Origin of the sequence: Streptomyces sp. NPDC047072 (assembly GCF_040643855.1) — a bacterium.
Classification (GTDB): Bacteria; Actinomycetota; Actinomycetes; order Streptomycetales; family Streptomycetaceae; genus Streptomyces.
In genome coordinates, this window is sequence record NZ_JBEYVC010000038.1 from 25,037 (window position 1) to 43,240 (window position 18,204).

General features: G+C 70.9%; 19 protein-coding genes. 15 read left to right on the forward strand and 4 right to left on the reverse strand.

The features are described from left to right. Window positions 1-4 precede the first annotated feature (4 nt). From ABZ896_RS18670 to ABZ896_RS18725, 12 genes are all read left to right on the forward strand, one after another. Entirely contained in the window at window positions 5-523 is a 519-nt protein-coding gene (locus ABZ896_RS18670) for a copper chaperone PCu(A)C (protein ID WP_360929623.1), read from the forward strand. Window positions 524-644: 121 nt separating this feature from the next. Further along, on the forward strand, window positions 645-1,322 hold the full coding sequence (locus ABZ896_RS18675; protein WP_360929625.1) for a hypothetical protein: 678 nt from the start codon (window positions 645-647) through the stop codon (window positions 1,320-1,322). Between the two features lie 218 nt (window positions 1,323-1,540). Beyond that, on the forward strand, window positions 1,541-2,113 hold the full coding sequence (locus ABZ896_RS18680) for a sigma-70 family RNA polymerase sigma factor (protein ID WP_360929735.1): 573 nt from the start codon (window positions 1,541-1,543) through the stop codon (window positions 2,111-2,113). Between the two features lie 285 nt (window positions 2,114-2,398). Continuing rightward, window positions 2,399-3,508, forward strand: a complete 1,110-nt coding sequence (locus tag ABZ896_RS18685; protein ID WP_360929627.1) for a LacI family DNA-binding transcriptional regulator — start codon at window positions 2,399-2,401, stop codon at window positions 3,506-3,508. A gap of 326 nt (window positions 3,509-3,834) precedes the next feature. Then, a complete protein-coding gene (locus ABZ896_RS18690) occupies window positions 3,835-5,217 on the forward strand; it encodes an extracellular solute-binding protein (protein ID WP_360929630.1) in 1,383 nt (460 codons plus the stop codon). Between the two features lies 1 nt (window position 5,218). Further along, window positions 5,219-6,118, forward strand: a complete 900-nt coding sequence (locus tag ABZ896_RS18695; RefSeq protein ID WP_360929633.1) for a sugar ABC transporter permease — start codon at window positions 5,219-5,221, stop codon at window positions 6,116-6,118. Between the two features lie 38 nt (window positions 6,119-6,156). After that, complete coding sequence (locus tag ABZ896_RS18700; protein WP_360929738.1) at window positions 6,157-6,975, forward strand: carbohydrate ABC transporter permease; 819 nt, start codon at window positions 6,157-6,159, stop codon at window positions 6,973-6,975. A gap of 47 nt (window positions 6,976-7,022) precedes the next feature. Beyond that, window positions 7,023-9,179: a beta-galactosidase gene (locus tag ABZ896_RS18705; RefSeq protein ID WP_360929636.1), complete on the forward strand. Its 2,157-nt coding sequence runs from the start codon at window positions 7,023-7,025 to the stop codon at window positions 9,177-9,179. Next, a complete protein-coding gene (locus tag ABZ896_RS18710; protein WP_360929639.1) occupies window positions 9,176-10,996 on the forward strand; it encodes an RICIN domain-containing protein in 1,821 nt (606 codons plus the stop codon). The genes ABZ896_RS18705 and ABZ896_RS18710 overlap by 4 nt, the downstream gene beginning before the upstream one ends. Before the next feature lie 83 nt (window positions 10,997-11,079). Next, window positions 11,080-11,982, forward strand: coding sequence for a helix-turn-helix transcriptional regulator (locus ABZ896_RS18715; RefSeq protein WP_360929642.1), 903 nt, complete (start codon window positions 11,080-11,082; stop codon window positions 11,980-11,982). Between the two features lie 69 nt (window positions 11,983-12,051). Beyond that, window positions 12,052-12,927, forward strand: coding sequence for a PhzF family phenazine biosynthesis protein (locus tag ABZ896_RS18720; RefSeq protein ID WP_360929645.1), 876 nt, complete (start codon window positions 12,052-12,054; stop codon window positions 12,925-12,927). Next, entirely contained in the window at window positions 12,924-13,532 is a 609-nt protein-coding gene (locus ABZ896_RS18725; protein ID WP_360929648.1) for a GNAT family N-acetyltransferase, read from the forward strand. Before ABZ896_RS18720 ends, ABZ896_RS18725 begins: the two co-directional genes overlap by 4 nt. 10 nt (window positions 13,533-13,542) lie before the next feature. Here ABZ896_RS18725 and ABZ896_RS18730 read toward each other — a convergent pair whose 3' ends face one another. Continuing rightward, window positions 13,543-13,842, reverse strand: coding sequence for a hypothetical protein (locus tag ABZ896_RS18730; protein ID WP_360929651.1), 300 nt, complete (start codon window positions 13,840-13,842; stop codon window positions 13,543-13,545). Further along, complete coding sequence (locus ABZ896_RS18735; RefSeq protein ID WP_360929654.1) at window positions 13,773-14,120, reverse strand: AzlC family ABC transporter permease; 348 nt, start codon at window positions 14,118-14,120, stop codon at window positions 13,773-13,775. The genes ABZ896_RS18730 and ABZ896_RS18735 overlap by 70 nt, the downstream gene beginning before the upstream one ends. On the opposite strand from ABZ896_RS18735, the gene ABZ896_RS18740 reads away from it, so the two are divergent. The 3 genes from ABZ896_RS18740 (at window position 14,055) to ABZ896_RS18750 (ending at window position 16,356) form a co-directional block, all read left to right on the forward strand. Further along, window positions 14,055-14,684 carry an Lrp/AsnC family transcriptional regulator gene (locus ABZ896_RS18740; RefSeq protein WP_360929657.1) on the forward strand — a complete coding sequence of 210 codons (630 nt, stop codon included), beginning with the start codon at window positions 14,055-14,057 and terminating at the stop codon, window positions 14,682-14,684. The genes ABZ896_RS18735 and ABZ896_RS18740 overlap by 66 nt on opposite strands. 111 nt (window positions 14,685-14,795) lie before the next feature. Continuing rightward, window positions 14,796-15,218, forward strand: a complete 423-nt coding sequence (locus ABZ896_RS18745) for a YciI family protein (protein ID WP_360929660.1) — start codon at window positions 14,796-14,798, stop codon at window positions 15,216-15,218. After that, complete coding sequence (locus tag ABZ896_RS18750) at window positions 15,211-16,356, forward strand: DUF6596 domain-containing protein (RefSeq protein ID WP_360929663.1); 1,146 nt, start codon at window positions 15,211-15,213, stop codon at window positions 16,354-16,356. Before ABZ896_RS18745 ends, ABZ896_RS18750 begins: the two co-directional genes overlap by 8 nt. Window positions 16,357-16,371: 15 nt before the next feature. Here ABZ896_RS18750 and ABZ896_RS18755 read toward each other — a convergent pair whose 3' ends face one another. Both ABZ896_RS18755 and ABZ896_RS18760 read right to left on the reverse strand, forming a co-directional pair. Further along, on the reverse strand, window positions 16,372-17,193 hold the full coding sequence (locus ABZ896_RS18755) for a carbohydrate ABC transporter permease (protein ID WP_360929741.1): 822 nt from the start codon (window positions 17,191-17,193) through the stop codon (window positions 16,372-16,374). After that, window positions 17,193-18,095, reverse strand: coding sequence for a sugar ABC transporter permease (locus ABZ896_RS18760; RefSeq protein ID WP_360929744.1), 903 nt, complete (start codon window positions 18,093-18,095; stop codon window positions 17,193-17,195). The genes ABZ896_RS18755 and ABZ896_RS18760 overlap by 1 nt, the downstream gene beginning before the upstream one ends. Between the last annotated feature and the right edge of the window lie 109 nt (window positions 18,096-18,204).

The window sequence follows — 18,204 nt, forward strand, 5'->3', positions numbered from 1 at the left end:
CCCGGTGAACGGACCGAACCCCTGGCGCCCGACCCGGCGGCGGCTCACCGAGAGCCTGTCCGCGATCATCGCGCCCGTCGCCGCGTGCAGTCTGGCCCTCGGGGGACTGACCACCTGGGCCGCGGCCGGGAAGGCGGGCAGCCCGGCCCGGATCACCGTGTCGAACGGACGCGTGTTCCTGCCCTACGGCGACAACACGCGGACCGCGGCCTTCTTCGTCGTCACCAACATGGGCGGCGCGGACGACCGGCTGGTCCGTGTGACGTCCTCCGGCACCGGGGGCGACATCGAACTCAGTCGGCATGTCGCCACCGGACGGGCGGCCGCCGCACGGGAGAGCGTGGACGCGGTGACCGTACCGGCGGGCAGCGAGCTGTCCATGGCACCGGACGGCGTGGACGTGACCCTGCGGTGCAAGGCGGGGTGGCGGGCGGGCGACCTGGTGTCGTTCACGCTGCACTTCGAGGACAGCGAGCCGGTCAGGACGCTCGCGGTGGTGGTCCGTCCCGGAGGTCGCTTCTGATTGCCCATCACATAACTTGATCGGTAAGGGAGTTGAGCGATCCTGGGAACAGGGTGTGAGGCCCTGTGGATTCCCGTACATCCGTAGGACGGGCGATGTGCGGGTGCGAGGATGTGGCGCCATGACAGCAGGGTGGGTTGCGCGCACAGGACGGGCCGCGGTGTTCGCGGCCGTCTGTGTGCTGCTCGCCGCGCTGGCCCACGTCCTGATGTCCGGCAGCCACGTGCCCGCGGGGGCGCTGGCCGCGGGCGCGCTCGGGACCGGGGCCCTCGGCTGGGCGCTGGCCGGACGGGAACGGGGGCTGCCGCTCGTCGTGACGGCCGTGGTCGCCGTCCAGACGGTGCTGCACCAGGTGTTCTCGCTCGCGCAGGCCGCGTCGGGGGAGTCGGCCCCCATGAACATGGGCTCGGACATGGGCGCGATGCACATGGGTGCCTCGCTCAGGGGCTCCGCACACATGGATGCCATGGACATGGGCTCCGCGCACATGAGTCCGATGGATCACATGGGGCATTCCGCGGGCGGCGGCTCGTCGTCCGGCATGCTCGCCGCCCACCTGCTCGCCGCGCTCCTGACCGGCCTGTGGCTGGCGTACGGGGAGCGCGCCGCGTTCCGCATCCTGCGAGCCATGGCCGGCCGGCTCACGGCGCCGCTACGGCTGCTGCTGGCGCCACCCCTCGCCCCGGTCCGTCCGCGTCGGCGCCCGTGTCGTCCGCGCTCGCAACGGGCGCCGGCTCTTCGCCTGCTCGTCCACGCGATCACCTCCCGGGGACCACCGGCGGGGACGGCTGTCCTCTGACGACAGCAGATTCCCCGGGGCCGCCCCTGCGCGCCCCGGCCCCCGGTCGTACGCCCGGGCGGGCGCCGTAGCGGCAACGAGTCGTCGCGCCCCCGTGCCGTAGGACCGCCTTCCCCACTCACCGGACCGTTCGCGCCCCCGCGCGCCCCGGTCCGGGTCACGGATCCCGAGAAGGACACCTGGTGAGCACCCCTGCCCTGCTTGACGCGCCCGACGACATGGACCACGAGACCGACATGTCGACTTCGGTCGACGCGTCGATAACCGCCTGGGCGCTGGCCGCCCGCAGCGGTGACGCGGCCGCCGTCGAACGGTTCGTGCGCGCACTGCACCGTGACGTCCAGCGCTATGTCGCCCACCTGTGCGGCGACCCCCAGGCCGTCGACGACCTCGCCCAGGACACGTTCCTGCGGGCGCTCGGCAGCCTCCATCGCTTCGAGGGGCGCTCGTCGGCGCGTTCGTGGCTGCTGTCCATCGCCCGGCGGGCCGTCGTCGACAGCTTCCGGTACGCGTCCACCCGCCCCCGGCTCTCGGACGTGGCGGACTGGCAACTGGCCGTGGAGTCGGCCCAGCCGTGCGGCCTGCCCGGGTTCGACGACGGGGTCGCGCTGCTGGATCTGCTGGCGGCGCTGCCCGAGGAGCGGCGGGAGGCGTTCGTGCTCACGCAGGTGGCGGGACTGCCGTACGCGGATGCGGCCGAGATCAGTGACTGTCCGGTCGGGACCGTTCGGTCGCGGGTGGCTCGGGCTCGGGCGACGCTGGTGGACCTTTTGTATGACGGCGCCCTGTGAGGGGGAGTCCATCGCCGTTGAGGCATGGGTTGAGGAGCTTGTGCGGCTGCGTTGTGGCTGGTCGCGCCCACGCGGCGGAGCCGCAAATCGATACGGCCCCGCGCCCCTTGAGGGCGTTGTCGGGCCGTGGGTCGGAGAAGCCGGCCATGCGTGAAGTCTTGACGTGGTGGGGGTCTGCTGCGTACATATGTCTGCGCAGTCATGACAGCGCAGTCATATCCGCTGAGGCGTGGTCGGTCGGCTGTGACCGTCTATGATCCGAAGCGCTGAACACCGGGAGACGCCATGACGCGAGGAAGAGGGCGGGACGGCGGTCCCGCCGCGCCGCGGGGCGTGGACGTGGCCGAGCGGGCGGGCGTTTCCCAGAAGACGGTGTCCAGGGTCCTCAACGGCGAGCAGTACGTCTCGGAGGATGTCCGCCGACGCGTGCTGGAGGCGGCCGCGGACCTCGGGTACCGGCTGAACAACGCGGCCCGTGCCCTCGCCTCGGGCCGGACCCGGACCATCGGCGTCGTGGCCCTCGGCACCGCCCTGTACGGCCCCGCCTCGCTGCTCCTCGGAGTCGAACGGGCCGCGCGGGACGCCGGATACGCGCTGAGCGTGGTCAACACGCTCGAAGGTGACCCGGGCGGCATCGGCGGTGCCATGCGGTCGCTCCTGGAACGGGGCGTGGACGGCATCGTCGTGTCGGAGCCCATCGACGAGGGCACCGACCCGCTCGTCTCCGAAGTCCCGGTCCTCGTCCTCGGCGCACCGGCCGGTGCCGGCACGGACGGCTGGACCATCGCCACGGGGGTCGACTCCGTCGCGCTGGCCCGGGCCGCCACCGAACACCTGCTGGATCTCGGGCATGTGACGGTCCATCACCTCGCCGGTCCGCACCAGTGGTTCGCCGCCCGGGACCGGCAGGAGGGATGGCGGCAGGCGCTCGCGGCACGGAGGTGTCCGCAGCCCTCGGTCGTCACGGGCGACTGGTCGGCCGCGTCCGGGTACGCGGCGGGCCGTGAACTGGCCGCGAGGCAGGACCTGACGGCGGTGTTCGTCGCCAACGACGACATGGCCGTCGGTCTCGTCCGCGCCCTGGCCGAGGCCGGACGGCGGGTCCCCGAGGACGTCAGCGTGGTCGGCTTCGACGACATTCCGCTCGCCGCCTACGTACTGCCCCCTCTGACCACCGTGCGCCAGCCGTTCGACGCCGTGGCCCGGGACGGCCTCAGGCTCCTCGTGCACGCCATCGAGCACCCGGACACGGACCTCCCGGCGGCACAGGACCAGCCCGTCGAACTGGTCGTCCGCGACTCCACCGCGCCGCCGCCTCCCGGAAAGGCCGCGGACCCGGCGCGACCTACCGCGCACCTCCCGGACGGCGCCGCCCACTCGCCGCCCGCCGCCTGACCATTCGTTCCACCCCGGCGTCCGCCCACGAGCCGTGAACCCGGCGGACGACCGGACATCTTGAGCGCGGCGCGCCACCGCGAGCCGTGACCAGGGTGGATCACCGCGACCGATCCGACGACCGACCATACGGTCCCGCCTCGCGCCCGGTCACGCACTCCGTACGGACCCCCTCCTCCGGCCCGGCCACCGTCATGTCCCGGTCGCGGGTCCGCGTGTGTCTCGTCACCCCCTCCGCACTCACCGGCACACCCCTGCCGGTCTCCCCCTCCCTCTCCTTCCTCCTCACTTCTCTCCATCTTCCTTCGCCACGGCGGGAGTTCAGCATGTCCAGATCGTCCATCCCCTCGTCCGCAATGAGCCGCAGGCTCTTCCTCACCGCCACCGGTGCCGTGTCCCTCGGCGCCGCCCTCTCCGCCTGCGGTGGCGGTGGCGGAAGCGACTCGCCCGCCGCCCAGCCGGCCTCCCAGGCCGACATCGACAAGGCCATGAAGACGCCCACCCAGCTGACGTTCTGGACCTGGGTCCCCAACATCCAGCAGGAGGTGGCGCTCTTCGAGAAGAAGTACCCCGCCATCAAGGTCAAGATCGTCAACGCCGGCCAGGGCGTCACGCACTACACGAAGCTGCGCACCGCCCTCAAGGCCGGGACCGGCGCCCCGGACCTGGCGCAGATCGAGTACCAGGCGATCCCCACCTTCACGATCACCGACAGCCTGCTGGACCTGGGCCCGTACGGCGCGACCGCCCTGAAGGACAAGTTCGTCGCCTGGACGTGGGGTCAGGTCAGCGGCCCGAAGGGCGAGGTCTGGGCCGTCCCCCAGGACACCGGCCCGATGGGCATGCTCTACCGCAAGGACATCTTCGACCGGCACGGCATCCAAGTCCCCACCACCTGGGACGAGTTCGCCGCGGCGGCCCGCAAGCTCCACAAGGCGGACCCGAGTGTCTATCTGACCAACCTCGCCGCCAACGAGGCCGCCGCCTGGCACGGACTGCTCTGGCAGGCGGGCGCCAAGCCGTACGCCCTCTCCGGCAAGAGCGACATCACCATCGACGTCGACGACGCCGTCTCCCAGAAGCTCGGCCGGTACTGGGGCGGCCTCGCCGCGGAGGGCGTCATCAGCACCGACCCGGACTTCACCGACGGCTGGTACGCCGGCTTCAACAAGGGCAAGTACGCCACCTGGCTCACCGCGGCCTGGGGACCGGCGTTCCTCTCCGGTTCGGCCAAGTCGACGGCCGGCAAGTGGCGGGCGGCCCCGCTGCCGCAGTGGGACGCGGCCAAGCCGTCCTCCGGCAACTGGGGCGGCTCGACCACCGCGGTCGTCCGCTCCACCAAGAACCCCATCGCGGCAGCGCAGTTCGCCCTGTTCCTCAACAGCGACCCGGCCAGCGCCAAGATGTTCGCCACCCAGCAGTCCTTCTTCCCGGCCACCAAGGCCCTGCTCACGGACCCGTCCTTCACCGGCGACCGGGCGACCTTCTACGGCGGCCAGAAGGTCAACGAACTGTTCGCCTCCATCAGCGACACCGTCGACCCCGCCTTCCCGTGGCCCCCCTTCCTCGACCAGGCGGCCACCGACTGGACCGAGACCGTCGGCAAGTCCCTGGCGGACAAGGCCGACACGGTCGCCGCGCTCGACGCCTGGCAGACCCGGCTGACCACCTACGCCAAGAAGCAGGGCTTCACCGTCAAGGGAACGTGACATGACCGCGATCGCCCCCGAGCGGGTCGTCCGACGTCAACGCCGCCTGGCGGGACCGCTGTTCGTCGCCCCCTTCCTGCTCCTGTTCCTCCTCCTCTTCCTCGCCCCGCTCGGCTACGCCGCCTACCTCAGCCTCTTCCAGGAGAGGCTGATCGGCGGGACGGTCTTCGTCGGCCTGGACAACTACGCCACCGCCCTGACGGACCCTCAACTCCTGCACGGCGTAGGCCGGGTGGCCCTGTTCTTCGTCGTCCAGGTCCCGCTGATGCTGCTGCTGGCGCTGCTCTTCGCCCTCGCGCTCGACAGCGGGCTGCTGCGCCTCGCCCGGGTGATCCGGCTCGGCATCTTCGTGCCGTACGCCGTCCCGAGCGTGGTCGCCGCGCTCATGTGGGGCTATCTGTACGGCCCGGACTTCGGGCCCTTCGCCCAGCTGAGCCGCGAACTCGACCTCCCGGCACCGCACTTCCTCAGCGAGGGCTGGATGCTCGGCAGCCTCGCGAACATCGTCACCTGGGAGTTCGTCGGCTACAACATGATCATCCTGTACGCGGCCCTGCGCACCATCCCCGGTGAGCTGTACGAGGCCGCCGCCATGGACGGGGCCGGTGCCTGGCGCACCGCCTGGTCCGTCAAGCTGCCCGCGCTGCGGCCGGCCCTGCTGCTCACCCTGCTGTTCTCCGTGATCGGCAGCTTCCAGCTCTTCAACGAGCCGAACCTGCTGATGAAGATCGCCCCGGACGTCATCAGCAGCTCCTACACCGCCAACCTCTACGCCTACTCCCTCGCCTTCACCGGCCAGCAGGTCAACTACGCGGCCACGGTCTCCTTCCTCCTCGGCCTGGTCATCGTGATCGCCTCCTACGGCGTCCTGCTCACCGCGAACCGCAGGAGGACCCCTTGAGCAGCGTCTCCCGGCGCAGCACCCCGCTGACCATCGCCATGCTGGCCGCCCTCGCGTACTTCCTGCTGCCCCTCTTCTGGCTGGTCATCGCCTCCACCAAGAGCGCCCAGGACCTCTTCGACAGCTTCGGTCTGTGGTTCTCGCACACTCCGCAACTGCTCACGAACGTCAAGGAGACCTTCACCCACGACGACGGGGTCTTCCTGCGCTGGCTGCTCAACACCGCGGTGTACGCGGGCGTCAGCGCGGTCGGCGCGGCCCTGCTCGCGGCGGCCGCGGGCTACGGCTTCGCCAAGTTCCGCTTCCGCGGCGACCGCCTCGCCTTCAACCTGGTCCTGGGCGCCGTCATGGTCCCGACCACCGCCCTGGCCATCCCCACCTATCTGCTCTTCGCCAAGGCGGGCCTGGTCAACACCCCTTGGGCGGTGATCCTGCCCTCTCTCGTCAACCCCTTCGGCCTCTACCTCATGCGGGTCTACGCCGCCGACGCGGTCCCCGACAGCCTGCTGGAGGCCGCCCGCATCGACGGCGCCGGCGAGGCCCGCATCTTCTTCCGGATCGCGCTCAGGCTGCTGGCCCCGGGCCTGGTGACCGTGCTGCTCTTCACGCTCGTCGCCACCTGGAACAACTACTTCCTGCCGCTGATCATGCTCAACGACCCCAACCTGTACCCGATCACCGTCGGGCTGTCCTCCTGGGCCGAACAGGCGCAGAACGGCGGCTCCGGAGCCAGCAGCGACATGATCGCGCTGGTGGTGACCGGCTCCCTGCTCTCGATCGTCCCGCTCGTCGTGGCCTTCCTGATGCTCCAGCGCTACTGGCAGAGCGGCCTGGCCACCGGCAGCGTCAAGCAGTAGGACGCGCGTTCCCCCCAATTCCCTTGTCTTCTCCGGAGGTTGCCCCCATGGCGGAACTGCCCGCCCGCGTCCTGTTCGGTGCCGCGTACTACTACGAGTACCAGCCGTACGACCGTCCCCTGGACCGTCTCAAGACCGACCTCGACCTCATGGCCGAGGCCCACGTCAGCGTCATCCGGGTCGGCGAGTCCGTGTGGTCCACCTGGGAGCCGGAGAACGGGCGCTTCGACCTCGACTGGCTCCAGCCCGTCCTCGACGGCGCCCACGAGCGGGGCATCGCGGTCGTCCTCGGCACCCCCACGTACGCCGTACCGCCGTGGCTCGCCCGCCAGTACCCCGAGATCACCGGCGAGCGCCGCACCGGCGAGCGGATCGGCTGGGGCGCCCGGCAGGAAGTGGACTTCACCCACCCGGCGTTCCGTTTCCACGCCGAGCGGATCATCCGCAAGATGGTCGCCCGGTACGCGGACCATCCCGCCGTGATCGGCTTCCAGGTCGACAACGAGCCGGGACTGCACCTCTTCCACAACCACGGTGTCTTCCAGCGCTTCGTCGACCATCTGCGCGCGAAGTACGGCGACGTCGAGACCCTCAACCGCGAGTGGGGGCTGGTCTACTGGTCGCACCGACTGTCCACCTGGGCCGACCTGTGGACGCCGGACGGCAACGAACAGCCGCAGTACGACGTCGCCTGGCGGGAGTTCCAGGCCCGCCAGGTCACCGAGTTCATCGGATGGCAGGCCGACCTCGTCCGCGAGTACGCCTCCGCAGGGCAGTTCGTCACCACCTGCATCTCCTACACGCGCTCCGGCGTCGAGGACCACGAGCTGAGCGACCGGCTCGACATCGCCTCCGGCAACCCGTACTACGACATGCAGGACGGTCTGCTGCTGCCCGACCCCACCCCTGAGGGCCACGAGCAGAAGTGGAAGACCACCGGCGTGTGGGCGCTGTACCAGACCGCCGACTGGATGTTCTCCTCCCGTCAGGAGCCGTTCCTCGTCACCGAGACCAACGCGGGCTCGATCGGCTTCCCCTGGGACAACGGCCCCGCCTACGACGGCCAGTGGCGCCAGGCGGCCTGGGCGCTCGTCGCCCGCGGCGCCCGCATGATCGAGTACTGGCACTGGCACACCCTGCACTTCGGCGCCGAGACCTACTGGGGCGGGATCCTCCCGCACACCGGACAGCCCGGCCGCACCTACCGCGAACTCGCCACCTTGGGCGCCGAGTTCGAGCGGGCCGGCGAGCTGGTCGCCGGGCTCGAACCGGACGCCGACATCACCCTCGTGTACTCCACGCCGAGCAAGTGGCTGATGCAGAAGTACCCGCCGCTGTCCACGCCGGACGGCGAGCCGGACCCGGCCGCCTACCACCGCATCCTCGACCCCTTCTACCGCGGGGCCTTCGACGCCGGACGCCAGGTCCGTGTCGTCCACGCCCGCCAACTCCACGACCCGCACGGCGAGTTCACCGGAGCGACCCCCGAGGAGGCCGCGCGCCGACACCCGGTCCTGGTCGTCCCCGCGCTCTACCTCGCCCACGACGAGACCCTGGACTGGCTCGCCGCCTACGCCCACGCGGGCGGCCACCTGGTCCTCGGCCCCCGCACCGGCTACGCCGACCACGAGGCCCGGGCCCGCCGCGAACCGGCGCCCGGCCGCCTGGCCGACGCGGCGGGAGTCTCGTACGACGAATTCAGCAACCTGACCCGGCCACTGCCGGTCCGGGCCGCGGCCGACGCCCCCTTCCAGCTGCCGCAGGGCGCGACGGCGACCCACTGGGCCGATGGTCTGACCGTCACCGACGCCGATGTCCTGGTGGCGTACGAGCACCCGCACTTCGGGCGCTGGCCCGCGGTCACCACCCGTACCCACGGAGCCGGCCGCGTCACCACCGTGGGCACGGTCCCCGGCCGGGACCTCGCCCAGGCGCTCGCCGCCTGGCTGGCGCCGGAGCCCCGTAGCGGCTGGCGGAACCTGCCCGCCTCCGTCACCGCCACCACCGGCACCTCTCCCGACGGGCGCCGCGTCCACGTGGTCCACAACTGGAGCTGGGAGCCCGCCCTGGTCGAGGCCCCCGGGCACCTGACCGACGTCCTGGACGGCTCGGACGTCCAGGACGGCACGACCGTCCGACTCGGCGCGTGGGACGTACGCGTCTTCGTCACGGCAAACAGCGCACAGGAGGAAACCGCACGATGAGAAGCAGCACACGCAGAGCTCTGGGAACCTTCGCCGCGGTCTCCGCCCTCCTGGCGATCCCCGCCGCGGGAGCGCAGGCGTACAACCCGACCGGCGGGATCCTCTACCAACTGGGCAGCGACCCGTGCCTCAAGGGCCGGGGCAACTGCGCCGTCTACCCGAAGTCGGCCCAACTGCCCTCCGGGCGGCTGGTCGCGTCGTTCGAGAAGTCCACCGTCGTACCGGCGTCCGGCAGCGCCGACGGGCAGACCCTGCCCGTCTACAAGAGCGACGACCACGGCACGAGCTGGCAGCCGCTGTCCGAGGTCAAGGCACCGGCGTACCTCTCCAAGGACCCCAAGTACGCGAAGTACACGAGCAATTGGACGAACCCGTACCTCTACGTGCTGCCGCAGAGCGTCGGCGGGCTCAAGAAGGGCACGCTGCTGCTGGCGAGCGTGGTGTCCGGCGACGACCAGTACTACCGCGAGCACAAGGCGGCCGACCCGAACTGGACGCCCGACAACGACGGCGACCGCAGTGACCTGGCGATCGCCCTGTACTCCAGCACCGACGAGGGCCGCAGCTGGAAGGTCGTCAACGTCGTCGCCACCGGCGGATGGCAGGGCGGCAGCGCGGGCGCGATCGGGCGGAACGTCGCGGCGGCCAACACGTACCGGCAGGTCGACCCCCTCTGGGAGCCGTATCTGATGGTCTACAAGGGCAAGTTGGTCTGCTACTACTCGGACGAGAACGACTACACCGGCTTCGACCCGGTCACGGGTGTGCCGAAGCTCGACCCCGCCGACGACACGGCCGCCGACTCGCACGGCCAGATCCTCGTGCACCGGACCTGGGACGGCAGCGGCGCGAGATGGAGCGACCCCGTCGTCGACATCTCCGGGTCCGTCCAGGACATGGGCGGCGGGAAGACCGAGATCGGCGGCGGGCGGCCGGGCATGACCAACGTCGTCCGGACGACGGACGGCAAGTGGATGCTCACCTTCGAGTACTGGGGCGGCGGGGCCAACACCCGGTACGCGATCGCCGACGACCCGCTGAAGTTCTTCCGCGGCACCCAGACCGGTATGTCGGTCGGCGCGCTGCCGGTCGTCGCCGGGTCCCGGCCGCTCGTGGGCGGCGGTAGCCCGGTCGTGATCCGGCTCCCGGACGGGCGGCTCGTCTACAACGCGTCCAACAGCGGGGACGTCTGGGTCAACGAGAGCGGGCGCAGCGACGGCGTGTGGACGGAGTACCAGACGACCTCGCCGGCCGGCTACAGCCGCAACCTCCAGTACGTCGAGGGCACCGGCCGGGTCGCGATCCTCAACAACCAGGGCACGTCCACGATCGCCTACGCCGAGGTCGACCTCGGCGACTCGGACGGCACGTACTACCGGCTCGTCAACCGGAAGACGGGCCAGGTGATCGGCACCGGCAACAGGACCAACGACGCGAACCTCGGCAACGGCGACGTGCCGGACGTCGTCCTGGAGGACGCCGGGGCCGCGGCGGATCCCGACACCCAGTACTGGCACGTGGTGACCGAGCCGAACGGCGGTACGACCCTGCTGAACAAGTCGGGCGGCCGCGCGGCGGCGATCTGGACGGGCAACGCGACGGCCGGCCAGCGGATCGGGCAGTGGGTCGACAACAGCACGTCGGGCACCTGGAACCTGATCAAGACCGCTGACGGCCACTACCGGCTCCAGGCCGCCAAGAACACGAGCCTCTACCTGACAGGCGCGTCCGCGGGAGCCCCGCTGACCCTCCAGAACACCGCCACGGACGGCTCACAGGACTGGCAGCTGGTCCGGGACACCAGGTCCCGCGGGTAGCGGCCCACGGTTCCGCCGGTCGAACGGCCGGGGGGATACGCTGACGACGCGGCATAGTAGATCGAGGACATCTGGAGAGTCCGATGGTTCCCGTGGGCCTCGACGTCGGCGATCCCTCCGGGGACGGAACGATCCCCCGGTTCGACTTCAATCCGCCCGCGGAGCTGGTGCCCGGATTCGAGATCCTCGACCTGGCGACGCTGCGGGAGCGGCGGCGGGGCAGTCGGCCCGACGCGGTGCACCGGGTGGACTTCCACACCCTGACCCTGGTCACGGCGGGCACCGGGGAGCACGCCATCGACTTCGTGACCTATCCCTGCCGCCCCGGAACCCTGCTGTGGAACAGGCCGGGGCAGGTCCAGCGGTTCACCGACCCCGGCACCACCGACGGCACCCACCTCCTGTTCACCCCGTCCTTCCCGCCCCGCTTCAGCAGCGCCCACCGACTCGTCAACGAGTGGTACGGGCCCGTGTGTTGGCAGTTGGGCACGCGTCCCGAGTACGCCGTGCTCTCCACCCTGCTGGGCCAGATGCGGGCCGAGTACGAACGCCCCGAGGGCGCCGTCTCCGCGGAGATCCTCCAACTCCTGCTGGCCACCGTCCTGTTGCACATCGACCGGCTGCCCCACCCGGACGGCGGCGCCGACCCGCACGCCGGCGGGGAGGTGTACGCCCTGTTCCGCGCCGAGTTGGAGCGCTCCTACGCCACCACCCGTCGTGCCACCGACTACGCGAACCGCCTCGGATACACCGTGAAGACCCTCACGCGCGCGTGCCTGGGCGCCACCGGGCAGCCAGTGAAACACGTCATCGACGCGCGGGTGGCCCTGGAGGCCCGACGGCTGCTCGCCCACACCGACGAACCGGTGGCGACCGTCGCCCGCCGCCTCGGCTTCCCCGAGCCCACCAACTTCGGGAAGTTCTTCACCCGCCACACCGGTGTGACGCCGGGCGCCTTCCGGCAGACGCACCAGAGCCGTCCGTGACCCGGGCTGTGCCACCTCATTGCCCTTCGAAAGTTCCCTTCGGCAGGGCGGGCCCGTAGCGTCGGCCGCATGCGCTACCTCCACGTCGACGTCTTGACCGGCCTCCCGTTCAGCGGCAACAGCCTCGCCGTGTTCCCGGAGGCCGAAGGGCTCAGCGGTGACCAGATGCAGCGGATCACCCAGGAGATGCGCCACTTCGAGTCGATCTTCCTCCTCCCGGACGGCACTCCCGAGGCACGCTCCCGGCGGGCGCGGGTCTACGACCTCACCCAGGAACTGGACTTCGCGGGCCACCCCGTCGTCGGCGCCGCCTGCGTCCTGCACGCCCTGCACGGCGGCGACACACCCGAGACCTGGACGCTGCGGCTGAAGGCCCGCACGGTGCGGGTGAGCACGGAACGGCGTGCGCCCGGACGGTACGCGAGCGTCCTCGACCAGGGGCCGGCCGCCTTCCTCGGCCGACTGGACCCCGCGGACGCCAAGGGCCTGGCCGCGTGGTTCGGCCTCGACGCGGACGACCTGGACCCGGACCTGCCCCCGGAGGTCGTCTCGACGGGACTGCGCTACCTGGTGCTCCCGGTCCGCGGAGGCGCCCTGGCCCGCGCGGACATCCGCTCCGACATCACACACCAACTGGACCGGTTCGACGCCCAGTTCGCCTACCTCCTCGACGCCGGTGCCCTGGAGGCACGGCACTGGGACAACGACGGGACGACCGAGGACGTGGCCACCGGCAGCGGAGCCGGCTGCGCTGCCGCCTACCTGCGCCGGCACGGCCGTATCGACGACGGCGAAGCCGTGACCCTCAGACAGGGACGATTCACCGGACGGGTCGGTGAGATGACCATCAGCGCGTGCGGGCACGGCACGGACATCGACTCGGTACGGGTCGGTGGCGAGGTCGCCTTCGTCGGCGAAGGACGGCTGGAGGTGCTGCCCCGATGAACGCGGCCGAGGAGGCCTTCCCCGTACGAGAAGCGACGGCCGCGGACGTCGACGCCGTCGTGGACACCTTCACCACCGCGTTCTTCCACGACCCGGTGTGGGGGCCCGTCTTCCCCGACGCCGAACGGCGGGCCGAGCAGGCGGCCCCCATGTGGCGCGTCTACACGACCGCCGCGCTGCGTCACCGCTGGCTGCTGGTGACACCGGACGTGGAGGCCGCGGCCGTGTGGATCCCGGCCGGCGAGGAGGAGCTGACCGCGCGGGAGGCGGCGGAGCTGGACGGTCTGCTGGAGCGGGCCGCGGGCCCTGCGGTGGCCCACGAGATCCATGCGATCGGCAAGCAGTTCGAGGCGGCCCGCCCCACCGAGCCGCACTTCTACCTGACGATCCTGGGCACCCACGACCGCCACCGCGGCAAGGGCCTCGGGATGCGCCTGCTCGCCGCCGGACTCGAACGGGTCGACGCCCTCGGTGCGCCCGTGTACCTGGAGTCGACCAACCCGGCGAACCTGGAACGGTACGCGAGCGTCGGCTTCACCCCGCACGGCCGGATCACCACCGCGAGTGGCCAGGTCGTCACGACGATGTGGCGACCGGCTCGGTGACCCACCCGGCTCAGAAGGCGTTCAGCAGGACCACGTAGACGGCCGTCCCGGCGCCGACGCTCAGGATCGTGCGGCGGCAGAAGGCCAGGTGCACGGCGACCGTGACGGCGACGGCGAGTGGCGCGTGCGGCCAGCCGCCGACCAGGGGCGCCTCGCGGCCATCAAGTACGAGGAGCAGTCCGACGAAGAGCACCAGCACCGTGAACATCGCCGTACCCGGGGTGAGGACGAGGGCGACGGTCACGCTCGCGCCCGCGAGCAGCAGGGACGGCAGATCCTCGCGGGAGCGGAACGAGTCCAGGGTGAGCACCGTGAACAGGGCGCACAGGGCGAACTCCAGACCCTCGACGGGGGCGGGCAGGGCCGCGCCGAGGACCACGCCGACGAGTCCGCCGCCGACCGCTCGTGCTCAGGCAGCGAGGCGTTCACGGCGTACGCCTCGTCGGTCATGGCGTAGACGGCGTACGCCTTGGCCACCGGGGTGCCTGACCAGGTGGAGCGGGACGAGAAGGCGTAGAACACGTGCCGGAAGTTGACCACGAACACGGTCAGCGCGACGGCGGCGAGCGGTGTGACCGTGGCCATCATGCCGACCAGCAGCAGTTCCAGGGAGCCGGCGAACGCGGCCAGCGCGATGCCGAGGCCCGCGGAGAAGCAGTCGCGGCGGGTGACCGGGGGAGTGAGTACGTCGTGTGGCACGGGATCATCGCCGAGCTGGAGCTGGAGCTGGAGCTGGAGCTGGAGCTGGAGCTGGACGGGCGGCTCACCAACGTGGAGCTGGCCCAGCGGGTCGGGCTGACCACCGGGCCGTGTCTGCGGCGGGTGCAGCGGCTGGAGGCCGACGGGGTCATCCGGGGCTGCCGGGCCGTGATCGACCCCGCCTCCGTCGGCCGCTCCTTCGAGGTGCTGCTCGACCTCAGCCTGGAGGCGCAGGACGCGGAGACGGTCGAGCGCTTCGAGTCGGCCCTCGCGGCGGCCGAGGAGGTGCGGGAGCTGCGCCGGCTCTTCGGCAGCCCCGACTACTTCGTGCGGGTGGCCGTCGCCGAACTGCCCGCCTACGAGAGCTTCCTCAGCCGGCGGGTCATGACCATTCCCCGGATCAAGAACGTGACCTCCCATTTCACGATGAAGACGGTCAAGCCGGGTCCATAAGCGGTCGCCGGAAAAAACTTCCGGCACCGATGTCGAGAACCCGTGACCCGCTCCGTCCCCGTAGTGAACGCGACCACAATGGGTCGCATCAGCATCGAGGAGAGATCCACCATGGCGAAGTACCTGCTGCTCAAGCACTACCGCGGCGCCCCGGCAGCCAACAACGACGTGCCGATGGACCAGTGGACCCCCGAGGAGATCTCCGCGCACGTGCAGTACATGCGCGACTTCGCGGAACGACTGGAGAAGTCCGGGGAGTACGTCGACGGCCAGGCGCTCGCCCCCGAGGGGACGTGGGTGCGCTACGACGGGGAGGGGCGCCCGCCCGTCACCGACGGGCCGTTCGCCGAGACCAAGGACCTCATCGCCGGGTGGATGGTGATCGACGTCGACAGCTACGAGCGGGCCGTCGAACTGGCCGGCGAGCTGTCGGCCGCTCCGGGCGCCGGCGGGAAGCCGATCCACGAGTGGCTGGAGCTGCGCCCGTTCCTCCACGCGGCCCCCACCGTCGCGGACTGCCACGCCGGTGGATGAGGCGCTGCTCAGAAGCCTCACGCCGAGTGTGCTGACCGTCCTCGTCCGCCGCGGAGCAGACTTCGCGGCGGCCGAGGACGCCGTCCAGGACGCACTGGTCGAGGCGGTCCGGGTCTGGCCCGCCGACCCGCCGAGGGACGCCAAGGGCTGGCTGGTCACCGTGGCCTGGCGCAAGTTCCTCGACCAGACCCGCGCGGACACCGCACGCCGCCGCCGGGAGGACCGGGTCGACGAGGAACCGGCACCCGGCCCCACGCCCGCCGTGGACGACACGCTCCAGCTCTACTTCCTGTGCGCCCACCCCTCGTTGACGCCCTCGTCGGCGGTCGCGCTCACCCTGCGCGCCGTCGGCGGGCTGACGACCCGACAGATCGCCCGGGCCTACCTCGTCCCCGAGGCGACGATGGCGCAGCGGATCAGCCGGGCCAAACGGACCGTCTCCGACGTGCGGTTCGACCGACCCGGCGACGTCGCCACCGTGCTGCGCGTGCTTTACCTCGTCTTCAACGAGGGGTACTCCGGTGACGTCGACCTCGCCGCGGAGGCGATCCGGCTCACCCGGCAGCTCTCCGCCGTGATCGACCACCCCGAAGTGGCCGGACTCCTCGCGCTCATGCTGCTCCACCACGCCCGGCGCGCCGCCCGGACCGCACCCGACGGCTCCCTGGTGCCGCTCGCCGAGCAGGACCGGAGTCGCTGGGACACCACGGCGATCGCCGAGGGCGTCGCGATCCTCCAACAGGCCCTGTCCCGCGACCGGTTGGGGGAGTTCCAGGCGCAGGCCGCCATCGCCGCGCTGCACGCGGACGCGCCCACCGCAGAGGAGACCGACTGGGTGCAGATCGTCGAGTGGTACGACGAGCTCGCGCGCCTGACCGACAGCCCGGTCGTCCGGCTCAACCGCGCGGTCGCGGTGGGCGAGGCGGACGGACCGCGCGCGGGCCTAGCGGCGCTCGCCGAACTGGACCCGGCACTGCCCCGGTTCACCGCGGTCGCGGCCTACCTCCACGAGCGCGACGGCGACCTGGACCGGGCGGCCCGGCTGTACGCGGAGGCGGCCCACCAGGCCACGGACCTCGGTGAGCGCGACCACCTCACCCGGCAGGCCGCTCGGCTCAACTCCCGCCGACGTCAGTGAGGTTCGGGGAGCACCTCACTTGAGCCCGGAGGTGGCCGCACCCGTGACGAACCCCCGCTGAAGGACCAGGAAGAGCGCGAGGACCGGCACGATGTACATCACCGAGCCCGCCGCGACCAGGTGGTAGAGCCCGGTGCCGTGCTCGTTGACGTACCCTGTGGCGATCTTCACGGCGAGCGTGGTCCGGTCGTCGTCCAGGAGCAGGGCCGGTGCGATGTAGTCGCCCCAGCTCCAACTGAACGACAGGATCAGGCTGGTGGCGATCACCGGCCAGGACTGCGGCAGGAAGATCCGCCAGAAGATGCGGATCTGGCCGCAGCCGTCGATGATCGCGGCCTCCTCCAGTTCCTTGGGCATGTTCGTGAAGAACTGCCGGAACAGGAAGATCAGATAGGGGGCGCCGCACAGACCCCACAGCACCCACGGGATGTAGGTGTTGACCAGGTCCGCCCTCGCGAACAGCAGGTAGGTCGGGATCAGGGTGATGATCTGCGGTGTCATCATCGTCGACAGCACCAGTCCGAAGACGATCTTCTTTCCGGGTGCCTGGAGGCGTGCGAAGCCGTAGCCGGCCCAGGCTGAGGCCAGAGTGATCAGGCTGGAGTAAATACCCGCGATCACCAGGGAGTTGCGGGCGTAGCCGAGGTAGTCGAAGAGGGTCAGGGCCTGCCGGAAGTTGTCGGCGGACGGGTGGTGCGGCCACCAGTGGATGGGGACCGCGCGCAGTTCGGACTGCGCCTTGAACGCGGTGATCAGCAGCCAGCCGAAGGGGCTCAGGAACAGCACGACCGCCGCGATCAGCAGCATGTAGACGACCTTGCGCCGGGCCAGAACCATCACTTGCCCCCGATCGTGCGGGACTTGGGCTGCCCCTGCTCGGGATCCACCGAGTAGAAGACGACGCCCCTGCTGAGCCGGAAGACCACGAAGGTGACCAGCATGATGAAGACGAACAGCACCCACAGCAGCGCGGAGGCGTAGCCGTAGCGGCCGTTGGCGAAGTACTGCGAGAAGACGTCGATCATGATCAGGTAGTTGCTCTCGGGTACGGCCCCGACGCCCTTCGGGGTGGGGTCGAGCGAGATGAGGAGCGGCACGAAGGTCTGGAGCGTGGCGATCAGCTGGGTGACCACCTGGAAGAACAGCACAGGGGAGAGCAGCGGCAGGATGATCCGGGTGAAGGACTGCCACTGGCTCGCCCCGTCCACCCGCGCCGCGTCGAGCAGTTCCCGGGGGATGTCCTGGAGCCCCGCCAGCGAGATGATCATGACGTTGCCGCAGCCCCACACCGTCAGCATGATCAGCACGTAGCGGGCGTACGGATCCGCGAGCCACGCGATGCCGTTGATGCCGAGCAGGTCCAGGATGCCGTTGGCGGAGCCGGAGTCACGGTCGAAGATCAGCTTGAAGGTGAGGGCGGCACCGACCGGCGGGACCACCGCGGGCAGATAGATCAGGGTGCGGAACACCCCGCGGCCGCGGATCGGCTGGTTGAGCAGCACCGCGAGGAGCAGTCCCGCGATGATCGTGAGCGGCACCGTGATCGCGGCGAACAGCCCGGTCCGGGCAAGGGAGTCGAGGGTGTCCGGATCGCTGAAGACCTCCCGGTAGTTGGCCAGCCCCACGAAGCGGGCGTTCGGCGAGAGCCCGTCGGAGTTGGTGAAGCTCAGCCACAGCGCGTAGCCGAGCGGGAAGACGGTCAGTCCCAGGAAGCCCAACAGCCAGGGGCCGGCGAACAGGTAGAAGGTCCCGGCCCGACGGGCGCGCCGGGCCGCTGGCGGACGCGCGCCCTGGTCCCGGCGCGCCGCCACTGTCGGCGCACGGTCCTCGGTACCGGTGAGCTGCTCG

Excerpts from the sequence above, each read along its gene's own strand:
- ABZ896_RS18700 (WP_360929738.1), top strand. The coding sequence starts at position 6,157 with ATGCTGGCCGCCCTCGCGTACTTCCTGCTGCCCCTCTTCTGGCTGGTC.
- ABZ896_RS18710 (WP_360929639.1), top strand. The coding sequence starts at position 9,176 with ATGAGAAGCAGCACACGCAGAGCTCTGGGAACCTTCGCCGCGGTCTCC.
- ABZ896_RS18715 (WP_360929642.1), top strand. The coding sequence starts at position 11,080 with ATGGTTCCCGTGGGCCTCGACGTCGGCGATCCCTCCGGGGACGGAACG.
- ABZ896_RS18745 (WP_360929660.1), top strand. The coding sequence starts at position 14,796 with ATGGCGAAGTACCTGCTGCTCAAGCACTACCGCGGCGCCCCGGCAGCC.
- ABZ896_RS18685 (WP_360929627.1), top strand. The coding sequence starts at position 2,399 with ATGACGCGAGGAAGAGGGCGGGACGGCGGTCCCGCCGCGCCGCGGGGC.
- ABZ896_RS18735 (WP_360929654.1), bottom strand. The coding sequence starts at position 14,120 with ATGATGGCCACGGTCACACCGCTCGCCGCCGTCGCGCTGACCGTGTTC.
- ABZ896_RS18690 (WP_360929630.1), top strand. The coding sequence starts at position 3,835 with ATGTCCAGATCGTCCATCCCCTCGTCCGCAATGAGCCGCAGGCTCTTC.
- ABZ896_RS18755 (WP_360929741.1), bottom strand. The coding sequence starts at position 17,193 with ATGGTTCTGGCCCGGCGCAAGGTCGTCTACATGCTGCTGATCGCGGCG.
- ABZ896_RS18725 (WP_360929648.1), top strand. The coding sequence starts at position 12,924 with ATGAACGCGGCCGAGGAGGCCTTCCCCGTACGAGAAGCGACGGCCGCG.
- ABZ896_RS18695 (WP_360929633.1), top strand. The coding sequence starts at position 5,219 with ATGACCGCGATCGCCCCCGAGCGGGTCGTCCGACGTCAACGCCGCCTG.
- ABZ896_RS18675 (WP_360929625.1), top strand. The coding sequence starts at position 645 with ATGACAGCAGGGTGGGTTGCGCGCACAGGACGGGCCGCGGTGTTCGCG.
- ABZ896_RS18720 (WP_360929645.1), top strand. The coding sequence starts at position 12,052 with ATGCGCTACCTCCACGTCGACGTCTTGACCGGCCTCCCGTTCAGCGGC.
- ABZ896_RS18705 (WP_360929636.1), top strand. The coding sequence starts at position 7,023 with ATGGCGGAACTGCCCGCCCGCGTCCTGTTCGGTGCCGCGTACTACTAC.
- ABZ896_RS18680 (WP_360929735.1), top strand. The coding sequence starts at position 1,541 with ATGGACCACGAGACCGACATGTCGACTTCGGTCGACGCGTCGATAACC.